We start from the raw sequence: 15,683 nt of genomic DNA on the forward strand, positions 1-15,683 counted from the left end.
TCCTACCGATTTCAACGTCAATTCAGATCCCGCACCAATCGCCACGCCTCATCCACCGGCAACGGCTGTTTCATCCGCTCCGCCAACATCGCCATCGCTCGCTCCTCATCGCAGGCCACCGCCGCCACCACCACCCCGTGCTTGCCGAACAGGCCAATAAACGGCGGATGGTACGGATCGCCCTTGAACTCCACCTCGTCCCAACTCTCGGCATGGCCCAGGTAGTCGTAGTTTTTGCCGAAATGCCAGGTCCAGAAATACGGCACGTCGAGGTAATGCTCATCGCCACCGAGCATGTTCGCGGCCGCGATCCGCGCCTGTTGCTGCGCCAGGCGCCAGTGCTCGATCCGTTGCGGCTGACCGTTGAGCGGGAAGGTCGCGATATCGCCGACCGCCCACAGTCCATCGCTCACGCGCATGCCGCCGTCGACTTTCAGCGACTGGTCTTTTTCCTTGGGCAGATCGGCAAACACGTCGGTGGCCGGGGTGACGCCGATCCCGACCAGCACCAGATCCGCCGGCAAGCGCTGGCCGTTATCCAGCAGCACTGCTTCGACCTTGCCCGAACCTTCGATGGACGTGGCTTCGCCATCGGTGTGAAAAACCACGCCGTGGGCCACATGCCGGGCGCGAATCGCCTTGCCGACGGTCTCGCCAAATTGCGCCGCGAACGGCACGGCGTGGCGGGCGAGCACGGTCACGTCCAGGCCATAGGTGCGCAGGGCCGAGGCCGATTCCAGGGCAATGAAACTGTCGCCGATGATCACGGCTTTCTGACCGGGTTTGGCCGCGTCGAGAATCCGTTTTGCCTGGTCCTTCGAGCGCAGTAGAAACACCTGCGGCAGCTCGGCGCCGGGCAGTTCCAAAGGTTTGGGGATGCCGCCCGTGGCGAGCAATGCGGCGTCGTAGCTCAGGGTTTGGCCATCGGTCAGTTTCAAGGTTTTGTGTTGCGCGTCGAAGCTGGCGACTTCGCCGCGCAGGCGTTCGATGCGCTGTTTGCCGTAAAAAGCCTCGTCGCGCAGGGGCGGGACTTCGTCCGGCGGCATTTCCCCGGCGATCACAAATTTGCTCAGCACGGTGCGGTCGTAGCCGGCGTCGGCTTCCCGGTCGATCAGTTGGATTCGGCCGCCAAAGCCTTTTTCACGCAGGGCGGCCGCTGCGGCGGTGCCTGCGGCGCCCGCACCAACGATCACAAAGATGCGCTCATCGTCGGCGGGCGGCGTATGGGCGTCGACCATCGGCTGGTCGTCGACCCAAACCTCGTCGTCGCGCATTTCCAGCGGGTAGCGCATGAGACCATCCAGTGACGGTGGCTCGCACAGCGCACCGTCTTCGATGCGATAAGCAGCCTTGTGCCACGGACAGATCAGCCGCCCGTGACACAGCGCGCCCTCGGCCAGCGGCGCCCCGGCGTGGGGGCACTCGCCCTGGAAGGCGCGCAACTGATCGCCGACCCGCAGCAAGACAATTTTGGTGTCGGCGATCTTGACTTCAAGACCCCGGTTTTCCGGCACATCGGCGAAACGGGCGACGCGATGCAGGGCCATGAGCGCTCTCCAGACAGGGGTTTCTCTATTGAGTTTGGCCCTTATCCCGAGGTTCAGCCCAATTCCTACTGCCACCGCGTCAACGGTACGGCTATAGTCTGCGAGCCGACGACGGCCTAATCCGCACAAGGTGCTCCGGTAATGACCCGATTGACCTCTCTGAACCCTTGGCTGGCGGCCGTTGCAGTCGCTCTTTGCGTGCAAATGCCCGTGCAGGCCCAGGAACGTTTCACCCTCAACATCCCCGGTGTCACGGATGATCGACTGTTTACGTCGGCGGCGGCCAGCGATGCGCCCAATTGTGGCGGGCATAACCAATCGCCGGCCCTGAACTGGAACGCCGGCCCGGCGGGCACCCTCAGCTACGCGATCGTCATGCACGACCCCGACGGCGGGAAAGGCCAGGGCGTCGATCATTGGGTGCATTACGGCATCAAGGCGAGCACCCACCAGATCCCGGCGGGTGTCGGCGCGAAAGGCACCTTCGAAGGCGTCGGTGGCACCAACGTCAAAGGCACTACGACCTACGTCGGCCCTTGCCCGCCGGTCGGCGACAGCGCGCACCACTACATCATCCAGATCTACGCCCTGGACCTGGCCCCGGACGCCTTGCCCGCCGGCCTGACCCGCGCGCAACTGCTGGAAAAAATCAAGGATCACGTGCTGCGCAACAGCAGCGTGGTGCGGCGTTATCACCGCTGAAGATTTTTTTCTTGGCGGTTTAACCCGAATCTGGCGGGCTGCCCGTCTCAGAGGATGAATGGATCAATTTCCTCCTGAGGTCAGCCCCCATGTCCCTCCCTCTGCATTTTCTGCGTCCGGCCGCCCATGGTTTCGCCATCGGGTTGCTGCTGGCTGTTGCTGGTTGTGGTGTTTCGTCCAAGCCTGATTCCGCTGTAGTGGCGCCGCCGTCACCGTTGCCGTCATCGGCTCAAGGTGAGTTGAAGACTGAAGTCGCGGTCATGGCGGATGTCACGATGGCCAAGCGCAGTGTGCGTGCAGCGCCGATGGCCAGTTTTGCACCGATGTCTGAAGCCGCTCCTCCCGGCTATCAGGATGAACAGCGCGAGCAGTATCAAGCGTTGGCTGACAACCCGATCCACAGCGTGGCCGAAGCGCCGGTCTCGACCTTCAGCGCTGACGTCGATACCGGCGCCTACGCCAACGTCCGCCGCTTGCTGAATCAGGGCCGCCTGCCGCCAGAAGGCGCGGTGCGGCTGGAGGAGATGGTCAATTACTTTCCCTACGATTACGCCTTGCCCACCGATGGCTCGCCGTTCGGCGTGACCACCGAACTGGCGCCGTCGCCGTGGAACCCGCATACCCGGTTGCTGCGCATCGGTATCAAAGCTTCGGATCGCGCAGTGTCGGAGCTGGCCCCGGCGAATCTGGTATTTCTGGTGGATGTGTCCGGCTCGATGGACCGCCGTGAGGGTTTGCCGCTGGTCAAAAGCACGTTGAAGTTGCTGGTTGATCAGTTGCGCGAACAGGATCGGGTATCGCTGGTGGTCTACGCCGGCGAATCCCGTGTCGTGCTTGAGCCCACTTCCGGACGGGACAAAGCGAAGATTCGTACAGCCATCGACCAATTGACGGCGGGCGGCTCCACCGCCGGTGCTTCAGGCATCGAACTGGCCTATCAGATGGCACAACAGGCCTTCATCCCCAAAGGCATCAACCGCATCCTGTTGGCCACCGACGGTGACTTCAACGTCGGCATCAGCGACTTCGACAGCCTCAAGCAAATGGCGGTGGATAAACGCAAGACCGGCATTTCCCTGACCACGTTGGGTTTTGGTGTGGATAACTACAATGAACACCTGATGGAGCAACTGGCCGATGCCGGCGACGGTAACTACGCCTACATCGACAACCTGCGTGAGGCGCGCAAGGTGCTGGTGGATCAACTCGGCTCGACCCTCGATGTAGTGGCGAAGAACGTGAAGCTGCAAGTGGAGTTCGACCCGGCGCAGGTCAGTGAATATCGACTGTTGGGGTATGAGAATCGCGCGTTGAAGCGTGAGGATTTTAGTAATGACAAAGTCGATGCCGGGGAAATCGGTGCAGGGCATACGGTGACGGCGTTGTATGAAATTGTCCCTATGGGCGAAAAGGGCTGGTTGGAGCCGTTGCGTTATGGTGATGCAGCGTCAGGCGCTTCCGGGAAGTCCGGGGAAATGGCCATGCTGCGAGTGCGATATCAGTTGCCGGAAGGTGGGAATAGTCGCTTGATCGAGCGCCCGATTGCTTCGAGCTCGGCACCTGCCAGCGATGATCTGCGCTTTGCGGCGGCGGTGGCAGCGTTTTCACAGCAGTTGAAGGACGGCCGCTACACCGGCGATTTCAGCCTCAAAGACACCGAAGCCCTGGCCCGTGGCGCCCGGGGTGATGACCGCTTTGGTTTGCGCGCGGAGTTTGTGCAACTGGTCGAATTGGCCCAGAGCCTGCGGACTTCCACGGCCTCCAATCAACAAGCCAACGCCAACCGCATCGAGTGAAGGGGATCATCACCGATATGACCGCTCCTGAAATGAGCACCGACGCCAGCAGCGACGAATCGCTGCTGGCGCGCTATCGATCCGGCGACGGGCCGGCGTTCGAGATCTTGTACGCCCGCCACCGTCAGGGACTTTATCGATTCCTCCTCGGCCTCAGCGGCAAGGCTGAACTGGCCGAAGAGGTCTACCAGGACACCTGGCTGAGCCTGATCCGCAGCACCAGTCAGCCACAAGGCCGGGCGAATTTTCGTACCTGGCTCTACCAGATTGCCCGCAACCGACTGATCGACCACTGGCGCAAACATGGCATCCACAACCCCTTGCACGACAGCTACGACGAAACGGCCCACGCCGTGATCGACAACGCCGCCGACCCCGAACAACTGCTGAGCCTGAGCCGCGACACCCAGCGCCTCGAAACCGCCCTGCAAACCCTGCCCGCCGACCAACGGGAAGTCTTCCTGCTGCGCGCCCACGGCGACCTCGACCTGCCCCAAATCGCCACCCTCACCGAAACACCGCTGGAAACCGTCAAAAGCCGCTTGCGCTACGCCCAGCAAAAACTGCGTCGGCTGCTGGCCGAGGAGGTACTGACATGACTGACGCCCGCTCGAATAAAGAAGACGAAGTGTTGAAGCACTATCGTGAACACAGCAACGATGGCCCGCCGTCGCATCTCGACGCTTTCATCCTCGCCGCCGCCCATCGGGAAGCACCTGTACACAAACCGAACCTGTGGCAGCGCTGGGTCCAGGCCTGCCAGAAACCCCGTTGGCAGGTGGCGTTTGCCAGCCTGGTTCGCGTCGCACTGATGCTGGCACTGGTGCAACGCACGCCCGAGCAAGAGCCGCAGTTCGACTCCGCCCCGGCGCCCAAAACGTCATCCTTCGCGGCCAAAAAAGAAGCCCCGGCACCCATTGCACGTTCGTTGTCCGCCCCGGCTGGAGCGTTATCCGCCCCTGCACCCGCCGCGCCGATGGCTGATTACGCCGCGCCCGCCCAGAGCGAATCCATCAACGCGGAAATGGCCGACGAAGCCAAAGTCAGCAAACGCGCAGCAGCTCCGGCTCGGACGCTCGACGATCAACTGCGTGAAGTCCTGCGCCTGCAAAACACCGGTCAAACCCAAGCCGCCGACGAACTGATGAAGACCCTGCACAAACGCTACCCCGACCAAAACCTCACCACCCGACTCAAGGCCCTGAAGAAAAACTGAGCCCCGGCCCTCCACCCCATTTGGCAACCAGCCCCGAAAGCGCGCACTATCGGGGCATAGCCGATGCGTTGGAGGAAGCCGTGGCGAAAAAAATCGATCGCATCGCCCAAATGCTCAACTGCCCGAAGAAAGGCGAAGAGTTGAGGCGGGGAATTATTGAGAGTCGTAAGGAATTTCTGCTGAACAAGCAGGAAGCGGGCGTTCCCGAGGAAGACACTGTTGAGGATGAGGTGTTGGAGGAGGGGGACGAGGACGATGAGGAATATGACGAGTTTGATTGGACGACTGAATGACAAACCGCATTAAGACCGTTCCTGGCAATGACAGCTTGGCAGCTCAGCCCTCTTCATTCATGAGCTCGCAGCAGGCGCATGATCAGTTACAAGCTGAGGCCATTGCCGCTAGCCGTAGAGATTCACGTCCTAGTGTTGCCGCCGAAACAGTGTTTGCGGAGCTTTATGCGCTCATTGATGAAATTGAAGCTGAGCAATGCAGCACGTAAATAGCTCAACTCTTCTAAATTGCAGTTCCTGACACCGCCAGGAACTGCAATTTGAATGGCGGGTCGCCGCTATTCTTTGGTTTTTTCCTTCCGCGACGCTGGTTCTCGCGTCAGCACTTTCACCGCATCATCAACCAACGCCTTACTCAGCGCGGTCAAATAATGCGCCGCCCAGGCGTGTCGATCGCTTTCTCTATCGTAGGCAGCATCTTTGGACAGGGCTTTGGCGAGGAACAGAAAGTCGGAAGCCATGGCTAACGCATCGCCGAGAGGCACACCGCGAGTGACATGGAACGCCGCGTGATCCGAACAGTAGATAGCAGGCGTTAAGCCGATGGTTTTCAGCTCTGATAGATCGGTCATTTGCCACCTTCAGTGATGGAGGTGCGATGGGACCGCGACTCAAAATCGCGTTGAGGGGTAAAGCGAATTTTGTACGGATTTCTATTGCGCATGGTCTAGCTCCTTGACGTGGAACTGCCACTTTTTCGTTACCAAGCGAATGGGTGGCAGCTGTGCGCAGGTTGGTAAACCGGGAGTCAAGGAATCCGGCACGCCCGAAGACGTCCCACGCACAGCCGCCATAACTCAAAATTGCAGACATAAAAAAACGCCTGCAATTTGATGGGGCGCTGTTGCGCTTAACTCTCGGGTTACCAAGCCCGGTCACTGAATTGGCAGCGACGGCGGAAGGGTATCGTGCAGGCGGATCTCCTGCAACCTTGAATATTGGGTGAATGGCAATGGCGACACTCAGGGCAGCAACGGACGCTGACTGCCCAAGAAACTACCCAAGAAACGTCTAAGCACTACCCAAGAACTACCCAAGAAAGAGAGTCGAGGTTATGCGTCGTGGCGTGATACAGCCGGTCCAAAATCAAGCGGATTCACCTGATCCTCTAAAAACCCACAAAAAAGCCCCAGACCATAGGATCTGAGGCTCTCTTTTCTACTTACAGTGCCAGGCGTCGTTTGAACTGAGCTCTTCGGCCCCCGGTTTATAAGGGTTTGACTGATGGTATTTCGGTTAGGCATACACGTGGGCATACACGGGGGCGTTTACTGGGTATGACAGACGGTGTGCACTTGGTCATCCATGGGGGGCACTAATTACCCACCTGCAAGCTCTTTTCGATGGGGTGACCTTGTCGAATCAAAGACAAATTAATGGATCGCCCCTTCCGTTCAGATGCCATTCGCGTGAAGCCCTCTTGATTTGACACTCTTTCTCCATCCATCGCCACGATCATATCGCCGGGTAGAACGTCAGCTTTATAAGCGGGGCTGTCATCAACGATAGTAACGACCACTACACCCTGATTAGTTTGTAGCAGCTGTCGTTCTAAATCGTTCAGGTTGCGCACAAGTGCGCCGACTCGAAACCGACCTTTGACAAAGTAAATTGCCCCGTAGTCAGACCGGTTAACTGTGACAGGGACGTATGTCGTGTTACTCCCATAGGTCGTTGTTGTCGCATTTCCGTAAGCTGTGACTGGACCACCCGGGCCGTAAGCGGTGGCGCTGCCGGTCGAGTAAGACGTGTTGGTAGTGGGCGTTGTGATTGGCACGCTTGAGGTAACTGAGCCTGTGTATTGCGGTAAGAATACGAGAACCAAGTCAGCTCCGACTTCCTGACCTTGCTTTATGGCGCCCTCTTCGGAGACGCTTTGGCCGCTATTAAAGCTCGATTCGCCAATAACCAAATACCCGCGCTTTGAGTACCCCGCAACGATCTGCTCTGAATTGCCAAATGCTGATCGTTCGACTGTGGGTATTTGGGGAGCAGTGGAGGCACGATTGGATGAGATAGCCTCTGGAGTTGCACCAGGGGCCGGGGTATAGAATTGCTTGTAATTATTTGCGCATCCAGAGATGGCTAACGATGTGCCAATGGCCACCAGCGCATACATGAATTTCTTTTTCATTCGAACCCTTCCTTGCCCCGGAGAAGCCAGCACCTTCGAGGCAGTATGGCGCAACGCCGCTATCAGACATAGATCTGTATCCGAGCTTTAGCATGGCCGAACGAGAGTCGAATAGATTCGACGTGTAATTACCCTCAACACAGCTGTGAGTAGGCTAAAAGTCGCCGGGGACCCTGAGGGTTTCCTCGCTACACGGGGTCGGAAACCCGCGTGACTGAGTTAGTGGGAGGTTTCCAAAGTTACTGAAATTTCAGTTATTGAAATTGAAAGGATCACGTTGAAAAACAGGCATCGTTACCGTATCGGTAACGGTGACCTCAGACGGCCGTTCCGTAGGGCAAGTGCACAGGTGAACAGGCAGTTCACCGGGTTCACCTGTTCACTAAGCTGAGAGTTCTCCCGCTAACAAAGTCCGGCGGGTTTCCGACCCCGTATGTGTCTCTTTTGCTCAGGGGCCCCCGGCTCCTCCTGGTATATCTTCGCTGGTGGCACTCATTGCTGATGGGGGGTGGGGCGGACATATAGAAAACGACGTGTAACTGGTGTTACAGGTGTAACGTTTTCAATCAACTGATTGATTTTATTAGATAAAATTTACGTTACACGGGCGGATGTTTCCTTGGGTGTGCGGTGTAACGATTACGAACGGTGTAACGTTTTTAGCCTGCCTGCTTAATCAGGCAGGATCCGCTGCAGGCCAAACAGATCGGTGTGCCTAGGTGTGCTACCGGCCAAAAGCGGCCTGTCAGCGTCTACGAAATTGGAAGAATTCAATAAGTGGTATCGACAAGTCTGTAATAACGAAATCCTTGCCTTTTATCGGAAGCGAGAACGCATCTATCTTCTGTCTCCGCCCAGTGCGAGCAATCTTGGGCTAAGCCGGATGTTTCGTGATATGGGCGAGATGTATGGCTATGTGCTACGGTTTTAAAGCTTCTCATCTACCGCTTTTTACAGGAGTACGTATGTTCACTGATATCAAGCCAGGACCTAAACCCAAACGCGAAGATGGCAAAGACGACCGCAGACGGCACGTGGATCCACCTAACGATAAGAAACACCCGACTTTGCCTATCCACAAGCACAAACCTGGTGACTAGCCAAAGGCTGGAAGCCCTCCATCATCGAGTGTGCCGGAGGGCATTTTCCTAATCCTGCAATAATTCATTTTCGGCGAGAAGCGGACGTTCGAGTTGGTGCTAGCCCCTGCTAAAAAATTGCCAATTAAGGAATGCAGGAGTCGGATTTATGATTCAGGTGTAAAGCAAAAAGAAGGACGTTTCAATCAAAACATCGTTCTTTAGGCAGCGTCGCTTGTTCCGATAAGAACTGGTTGCCAAGTCGTGCTCTCCCAACAAGGGGGAGGCCAGAAAGAAACGAAAATGTTTTGCTAATAAGTTGTGATAATTCATATGAAAAAAAGCATGTTTAGCATGGTTTGTCTTGCGGTAACAGTCGTCACTCCAGTGATTTTAACTATTCTAGGTGTGATGTATTGCGTTGGATCTGGCAACAATATAAAAAGCAAGTTTCTTTCAGTTTTTGAATTGAGGCCAGAGCACGGACTAGTTAAGCAGGGGCTGTTATGGCTAGCTATTGGATTACCCTTGAATTTAGGGTTGGGCCTCGGAATTTGGGTCTGGAGTGGTTACAGCATAAATCTGAGTGCGGAAGGATACAGGAAGTTTGTTGAAATTAGTATTTTACCTCTGGCGATAATGTCTATTTCTCTTCCATTAGCGAGTCTTGTCTCGCGATTTCATTCAACACAGCAAGCTGCAAAACAAATATCAATAACACTATTTAAGAATAATTTAGACGCTTTTTCGGCACATCGAAAAGGCATGCTCGATTATTTTTCAGATTTTGACCCGATGAAATATTTTGATGAGTTAACGTTTGAATATAAAGTTCACCCAGTCCTACATAAGCGTTTCTTTAGTGGGACTCCCGAAAAAGGGTGGCCTAGTAGGAATGAAGCGTCATTTGATGAAGTAGAAAGACATTTAAAACAGGCAGCTACTTTTATTATTCCGGTTTTGAGCGGAACTTCAAAAGCTAGAGTCAATGACTACCTTCATGCTTCGCTAAATATTTATCTCGCGGCTGAAGCTCTACATATAAAAGAAATCATCCATGGCATGGCACGACGTGGAGTGTACGTTAAATGGAATAGTAGTGACGGTGGAGTGTCGACTCTGGGAGTTAAAACTCTTGAAACGTTGGCAGCTCTACGCTTTTCGCGAGAGTTTTATAATAATTTTTGCGATTTTTCCGGGCGGGCTCGAATGGAGATGTCGAACGAGCTTGAGGAGGTTTTTTTGAAAACTGAATACTGGCTTAAAAAGGGTGAGCACATCGAAGCGATACATCTGGAGGAGCTTGCAAGGCTGGTCGAGAATGGGGGAGCAGAATATGGAGAAAAGCATGCCAGAAATATGAAGTCATAGAAGTGTCGCCTCCTACCAGTGAGCCAGCGCTTTATAATAATGGCGAGAACATCAATGATTAGAAAACGTACTGAAGAAGTGTCGCATTACTTCCTATGCCCTATAGTAATGACACGCGCACTTGCAATATTTAGATTTTGCTTCCGCAGATAATTCGGGGACAGACCACAACTCCTGGCTTAAATGAATATGCAGACGCTAAATTAATCGTTGTCTGTCCCCGATTCCCCTCCGACAAAGATCGCAGCAGAGAGATATTCAAACATTTGATTTCCATCACGCCATACTTCAAGGAAGCTTCTTTGCATGAATGCGTCATATAAGAATAGCCATATCAACGAAACGCTTGACGTCCTTACAGAGCTCAGTCAATACAAACCCCGATCAGCAGACCAGCGGCGTACCGGATTCGAATCAAGAGCTGAGCGTATCTCCAACTGGAGTATGGGGATGGCTGTCATGTTAATGGTACCGGCGTGGGGATTGGCAGCATGGGCATATTTCGGAGGCTCGCTCTATGAGTGGGTAAAGCTTGTTGCACTGATAATCGTGACCCTCTCATGCTTGCTGGCGATCTTGGCATTACTAATACCTATCCTGGCAACCGGCGTCATATTATTTCGATGGAAGGATATTTCGCTTCAAAACCTGTTGGACGACATCAAACACGAACAAGCTATGGTTTATGCCTTGTCCAATCACAAAGATGAAGCCCTTGTCGATGCTAAGTGCTGGCTTGAGCTGAAGATCAAACGTATTGAGGCCCGCGTCGCTCACTTTTTCGGAGACAAAAGTGCAGTGCTGGGCCTGCTCGCTTCCGGATACTTTTTTGCCAAAGAATTTGGAGATAAAGCAGGTGGGCTCAGCTGGATCGGGAGCACAATCAGCTCTGGAGTTACCTTCCAAAATTTTCCCAACATGGCGTTAATGATGATTGGCGCGGGGGTTGTCGGGCTTTCGCTTGGCGCCGTCATGATCAGACATATCGCGGCGCGCTATCGATATCAGGTGCAGTTGATCGATATGGCCAAACGTTAGCAGACGCTCTGCCGGTAAGGACTGATGTTTTTTTATCGAAAATTGCCGATCGTGAAAGGCAGCTATCGGCCGATTGCTGCTGGTCGCGAAGGGCAGAAATCGGCCATCAGCTGCCGCTCATCAGTGACCGATTCCGGCCAATCCATACCTGATGGCTGCCCAGATGGCGATTGAAGTAAACCTCTCGGTTAGGGGCCAAATACGATGAGGGTTGAATACTTACTCGTTTTCGGCGGGTCTTTCGTTCGACTGAGCTCTGTCCATATTATGGTGTCTACCCCTTCCTATCCAAAAAACGTGCGTTTTCGACCAGTCCAGTGGTAGACGGCATCATGGCGTTTTGGTAGCGTCCCTTTTATAAAATCAGTATTGGCGTGCATTTGCGAATACTAAATTGATGGATTTTTCATTTTTTCAAGCAGCGCTTCGATAGTGTGCTGGTGTTCAACAATACCGGCTCATGTATGTTCATAAGGAAATGCATTTTGGCAGAAGAAACCCACGCTCCTCGGCAGCCAGTAAAAGAACTCCTCAGCGCACTTCATGACAGTTTCGGTGCGAATTTAGGAGGAGCTATTGACGTTCCTAACACACCTCTTTTAGATTCGATAGATCTTAATTCTAGAATAATTAGTGAGTTCAAATCAGCACTGCTGAGCGGCAACAGAGGTGACGCTCATAAAGCTGGGTGCGCAGAAATACTGGATGAGGTTTTCAGCGACTTTGCTATTGCAATGTACCTTAATTCAATTGGACTTATTGTTCCAGCTCGAATGTCCGCTAGAAGAGCGTTTGAGCTTGGGCTTTCTGCCGTATACATGTGGGATATGCCACATGAATATTGGGGCTGGAGAAAACGAGATCAGGATTTAAGCTTCTCAGCTATGGTTGCGCATTTGAACTCATCGGGTTATCTCGAGTATATGACGCAACTGAAAGGTCTATCGGCAAATGCCTGCTTTTGCGATCAAACGAACTTTCAAGCGCTTTATAGAATACTCAGTAATACAGTGCACGGCAAGATTGCCGATCTACCTGCATTAGCACCAGAACGATTCTCTACAATAACAAATGGCCTTGCTGAGCACTTAGAGCTAATAGTTAAAACGCAGAATGCGGTTATCTGCCTTCTGTTTGGACGATTCTCAGAACTTGAAGCGACAATTCACTCAAAACTCCCTCAAATTCAAAGGCCTTAAACCCATGAGCGCGCAGACCACAGCTCCACAACTGAGCGGAGAGGACCTTCTCCAAACAGCTCGGTGTGAGGATTTACTTTACGACCAAATCAAACAGGTATCAGTATTAGGCGATTTCGAGCGACGCATCATTGACTCCTTAAAAGGGAGTGGGGCAAACCTACTTGAAGGTGCGCGGGGTGTTGGGAAGTCGATGCTGCTTCGCATGGCTGAAATAGAGTTAGATATAGCTTTCTCCGTCGATAGAAAGCTGGGCGTCTATGTGAATTTCAAAACCAGCACATTGCTTGAAGGTGTAAAAGCGGATGAGCGGGATGCTTTTCAGATCTGGGTCAATATAAAGATTTTAGAAGCTTTGCATGAAAAAATGCTTGCACTAAATTTAATTGCAAAAACTGGAGTCGCAGACCCTTACCAGCGAGTTTTCGGAGTTTCTTCAGTACTCGAAACTAAAGCAATGCTTGAGGAAAAAATCCATCTACTTCAAAAGCTTGCTTTTAGTAGAAACGCACATGCTGAAATTCTTGGACAGATTGGTGAGGATTTCCTAGCGAAGGCTCAAGATACCAGTTTCTTGGTGAATATAATAAAAGATGTAGCCGAGCTATTTTCGCTCAATAAAATTGTTTTCTTTTTTGACGAGGCTGCACACACGTTCATCCCAGCCCAACAGAATATATTTTTTGAAATATTCAAGTTGTTGCACGGAGGCATGGTCGCTTGTAAAGCAGCAGTGTATCCGACTGTAACTAATTACGGACGAAACTTTGAGGTAGGCCAGGACGCAATAGTTTTACCAGTGGTCCGATTCGATCCAGGTGAGTCTGGGCGCCGTGAGAATCGATTGCACTTTCGATCGATTCTCGAAAAACGCTTACCGAAAACAAGCGGTTTACGAAAGAAAATATTCCCGAGGGGCGCGGAACTTGATCTTTGTATAGACTTATCAAACGGTAACCCGCGAGCATTGCTGCATATATTGAACAGTTCCTTATCCGGCAACGCTGCTCTTTCAGAACGATCTGTCGGATTAGCTGTTCAGAACTATGTAGATCAGGCGTTAATCCCTTATCATCAAAGCCTTTCTAAGAGACTACCTAAGTATTCATCTCATATTCGAGTTGGTCTTGATTTGCTTAGAGGATACATTATTCCCGAAGTAAGAACGAAAAATCATAGAAAGACAAAAAGCGAATACCAATCGGTTTTTTTTACACTTCAGCGCGATATGTCTCCTAATTTAAAGATGGCTTTAGATATCCTAAGTTATTCCGGCATGGTATCGCAACTTGGGACTGTTAAGATTGCGAATGGAACCGGGCCACGATATATGATCAACCTAGCGATGATGGCTACTGAAAAAGGATTTGATACATCTAGAACTCCGGATGCTATAGCTCGGTTAAGCCTGACTGATTATCGTGAGTTTTCATCCGCAGACCCACAGATAAAGATCTATCTAGATTCTCTATTATTACCGACCGAAACATGCTCTGAATGCAACACTCCACTTCAACAAAATGCAAAATTTTGTAGCGACTGTGGCAATAAGATCACGGAAGTTTCAATAGTTAGCACTTTGCTTGAGGAGCCTATTGATGGGCTTTCAGTGAGCGAACGGTTGAAAAATCGAATTCGGCCAAAGTTCTCTACCGTTGGATCGGTGGTTCAAGCCAAAAGAGATGAGCTTATGGCGATTGCTTATATTAAAGATGTCCGTTCGAGGATTATTAAGAACGCAGCAGATGAATTTATCTCTGGCTGATAACTCTTCAGTTATAGGTTTAATTATTATCTACGGAATTATTTAGCACTATCTAATTTCGTGAATTTCGCAAGCAATCTGGGGTCCGTAGCCTTTATCGACCCCTCACTTCTATATATGAATGCGTCTTTGGCTCATTGCTCCAACCTGCGGTCAGCACTTAGATAGGGACGACTTATATCGGTCGCAATTGACGCCTTTGATCGTAAGATGGCTAACGCGATGACCTTCCGTTGTTGGCCGATAAAAGCCACTTGCGAGTGACCGCTTGTGGCCGATAGCTGCCTGTCGCGAAGGTCGATATGGCCGAGGACTGTCATTAATCCTTCTCGTGGGAAGAGCTGTAATTGTGGAGCATTGTCGCCACGAATCTACCAGATGTCGACTTTTTGGGTTTAGGGCCGGCAGCAAAAAGGGCCCGGCTGGGCCCTTTTTCAGGTGAGGCTATTTTTACTTTTTCAGCCATCCCTCGACGACGTCGGCGCCGTGTTTTGCCTTCCACTCTTTCAACACTTTGTTGTTCCCGCCCTTGGTTTCGACCACTTCACCGGTATTCGGGTTTTTGTACACCTTCACTTCGCGTGGTTTGCGTGTGCCCGCAGCTGGAGCTGAGGTTTGGCGGCGAGCCGAGGTATTAGGGTCCAGCAGATTGATGATGTGCTTGAGGCTGAAGCCGTATTGATCGAGCAGCTCGCGCAGCTTGGTTTCAAACTCAATTTCTTTTTTCAACGCGCCGTCGCTCTTCAGTGCCTCCAAAGCCTCGAGTTGTTCTGCAAGGTGTTTTTCAAGTTGACGGTATTCAGCAAGTTTGGACATTGGGTTTTCCTGACATGTGTTTTGAAGATACTAATCTGAATAGTACAACAGCTTAGAAGTTCATCGTTATGGTCGGCCCTTCAACTGGCTTTCGACGTGGCTTATTTCAGCCTTGATCGAATTGACTGTCAGTGTCTGCACCTTCGAAGCTTTTCCAGTTTTGATGTCAACTATTTTGAGTAGCGCGGTTAGATGATTTTTGCGCGCTTTCAAGGTGTCGCTCCAGCTTGCGCTACTTTGAATTTTACTGGTCATGATCTTTATCCTGATGGGCTTTTAAACAGCCCACATGCGTAGGCTGTTTCAGGTGTCTGGGCGTTTACAACGTTAGAACGTCTTGCTCGTTGTACTTATAGGAACGCTCAGCCAGCTCTCGACTGCCCCACGCGTGGAAATCTTCGCCTTCTTTAGGAAGCACCAACCTTCTTAGGCTGATTTGATCGTCCCCCAGCATCCTTTTGACTGCCCACAGCTTGGCGCCCTTTTCCATCAGTCCCTGGGCTTCTTCGTTCCACTGCTCTTCCAATACTTTCTCGGCCAGTAACATGACCGTTTTCTTGATGGCAAGGTATTCCCTTTGTGCCTCGGCAATGTGTTGTTCGTATCCGCTCCATGAACCCCACATTCCAAGCGGATAGCTGACGGCTGATGCTGTGCTCCCGATTTCCATCAGGAGTCCATCACCATGATGCGTCCCAATGCCAGCGTTGAAAAAGTGTACCTCTAC

At 52.4% G+C, this 15,683-nt stretch carries 15 protein-coding genes and 1 pseudogene; 10 read left to right on the plus strand and 6 right to left on the minus strand.

The features are described 5' to 3' along the window. Nucleotides 1–17: 17 nt before the first annotated feature. Nucleotides 18–1,547 carry an apoptosis inducing factor family protein gene (locus FQ192_RS28755; protein WP_149661554.1) on the minus strand — a complete coding sequence of 510 codons (1,530 nt, stop codon included), beginning with the start codon at nt 1,545–1,547 and terminating at the stop codon, nt 18–20. Between the two features lie 141 nt (nt 1,548–1,688). Here FQ192_RS28755 and FQ192_RS28760 point away from each other — a divergent pair, with 141 nt between their 5' ends. The 6 genes from FQ192_RS28760 (at nt 1,689) to FQ192_RS28785 (ending at nt 5,763) form a co-directional block, all read left to right on the plus strand. Further along, nucleotides 1,689–2,249, plus strand: a complete 561-nt coding sequence (locus FQ192_RS28760) for a YbhB/YbcL family Raf kinase inhibitor-like protein (protein ID WP_149661555.1) — start codon at nt 1,689–1,691, stop codon at nt 2,247–2,249. 89 nt (nt 2,250–2,338) lie between these two features. Next, entirely contained in the window at nt 2,339–4,045 is a 1,707-nt protein-coding gene (locus FQ192_RS28765) for a VWA domain-containing protein (protein ID WP_149661556.1), read from the plus strand. 17 nt (nt 4,046–4,062) lie between these two features. Further along, complete coding sequence (locus FQ192_RS28770) at nt 4,063–4,644, plus strand: RNA polymerase sigma factor (RefSeq protein ID WP_149661557.1); 582 nt, start codon at nt 4,063–4,065, stop codon at nt 4,642–4,644. Continuing rightward, the gene (locus FQ192_RS28775; protein ID WP_149661558.1) at nt 4,641–5,261 is read left to right on the plus strand and encodes a hypothetical protein; all 621 of its coding nucleotides are present in this window, start codon (nt 4,641–4,643) and stop codon (nt 5,259–5,261) included. The genes FQ192_RS28770 and FQ192_RS28775 overlap by 4 nt, the downstream gene beginning before the upstream one ends. A 20-nt stretch (nt 5,262–5,281) precedes the next feature. Beyond that, nucleotides 5,282–5,554: a hypothetical protein gene (locus FQ192_RS28780; RefSeq protein ID WP_149661559.1), complete on the plus strand. Its 273-nt coding sequence runs from the start codon at nt 5,282–5,284 to the stop codon at nt 5,552–5,554. Then, on the plus strand, nt 5,551–5,763 hold the full coding sequence (locus FQ192_RS28785; protein WP_149661560.1) for a hypothetical protein: 213 nt from the start codon (nt 5,551–5,553) through the stop codon (nt 5,761–5,763). The genes FQ192_RS28780 and FQ192_RS28785 overlap by 4 nt, the downstream gene beginning before the upstream one ends. A gap of 69 nt (nt 5,764–5,832) precedes the next feature. Here the strand turns inward: FQ192_RS28785 and FQ192_RS28790 are convergent, their stop codons facing one another. Both FQ192_RS28790 and FQ192_RS28800 read right to left on the minus strand, forming a co-directional pair. Beyond that, nucleotides 5,833–6,126, minus strand: coding sequence for a DUF3077 domain-containing protein (locus tag FQ192_RS28790; RefSeq protein WP_149661561.1), 294 nt, complete (start codon nt 6,124–6,126; stop codon nt 5,833–5,835). 743 nt (nt 6,127–6,869) lie between these two features. After that, nucleotides 6,870–7,688 (minus strand): PDZ domain-containing protein, encoded by an 819-nt coding sequence (locus FQ192_RS28800; protein WP_149661562.1) that lies wholly within the window; start codon nt 7,686–7,688, stop codon nt 6,870–6,872. A 1,424-nt stretch (nt 7,689–9,112) separates the two neighbouring features. On the opposite strand from FQ192_RS28800, the gene FQ192_RS28805 reads away from it, so the two are divergent. From FQ192_RS28805 to FQ192_RS28820, 4 genes are all read left to right on the plus strand, one after another. Further along, complete coding sequence (locus FQ192_RS28805; RefSeq protein WP_149661563.1) at nt 9,113–10,138, plus strand: hypothetical protein; 1,026 nt, start codon at nt 9,113–9,115, stop codon at nt 10,136–10,138. Nucleotides 10,139–10,444: 306 nt separating this feature from the next. Next, entirely contained in the window at nt 10,445–11,176 is a 732-nt protein-coding gene (locus FQ192_RS28810; RefSeq protein WP_149661564.1) for a hypothetical protein, read from the plus strand. 485 nt (nt 11,177–11,661) lie between these two features. Further along, the gene (locus tag FQ192_RS28815) at nt 11,662–12,375 is read left to right on the plus strand and encodes a hypothetical protein (protein ID WP_149661565.1); all 714 of its coding nucleotides are present in this window, start codon (nt 11,662–11,664) and stop codon (nt 12,373–12,375) included. 4 nt (nt 12,376–12,379) lie between these two features. Then, complete coding sequence (locus FQ192_RS28820; protein WP_149661566.1) at nt 12,380–14,140, plus strand: zinc ribbon domain-containing protein; 1,761 nt, start codon at nt 12,380–12,382, stop codon at nt 14,138–14,140. 450 nt (nt 14,141–14,590) lie between these two features. On the opposite strand, the gene FQ192_RS28825 is transcribed toward FQ192_RS28820, so the two are convergent. From FQ192_RS28825 to FQ192_RS28835, 3 genes and pseudogenes are all read right to left on the minus strand, one after another. Further along, nucleotides 14,591–14,956 carry a histone-like nucleoid-structuring protein, MvaT/MvaU family gene (locus FQ192_RS28825; protein WP_149661567.1) on the minus strand — a complete coding sequence of 122 codons (366 nt, stop codon included), beginning with the start codon at nt 14,954–14,956 and terminating at the stop codon, nt 14,591–14,593. Nucleotides 14,957–15,022: 66 nt separating this feature from the next. Next, nucleotides 15,023–15,211 (minus strand): hypothetical protein, encoded by a 189-nt coding sequence (locus FQ192_RS28830; RefSeq protein WP_149661568.1) that lies wholly within the window; start codon nt 15,209–15,211, stop codon nt 15,023–15,025. Nucleotides 15,212–15,275: 64 nt separating this feature from the next. Then, a pseudogene (locus tag FQ192_RS28835) lies at nt 15,276–15,683 on the minus strand (hypothetical protein); the annotation flags it as partial.

Source organism: Pseudomonas sp. ANT_J12 (assembly GCF_008370045.1).
In the GTDB taxonomy this organism is placed as follows: domain Bacteria; phylum Pseudomonadota; class Gammaproteobacteria; order Pseudomonadales; family Pseudomonadaceae; genus Aquipseudomonas.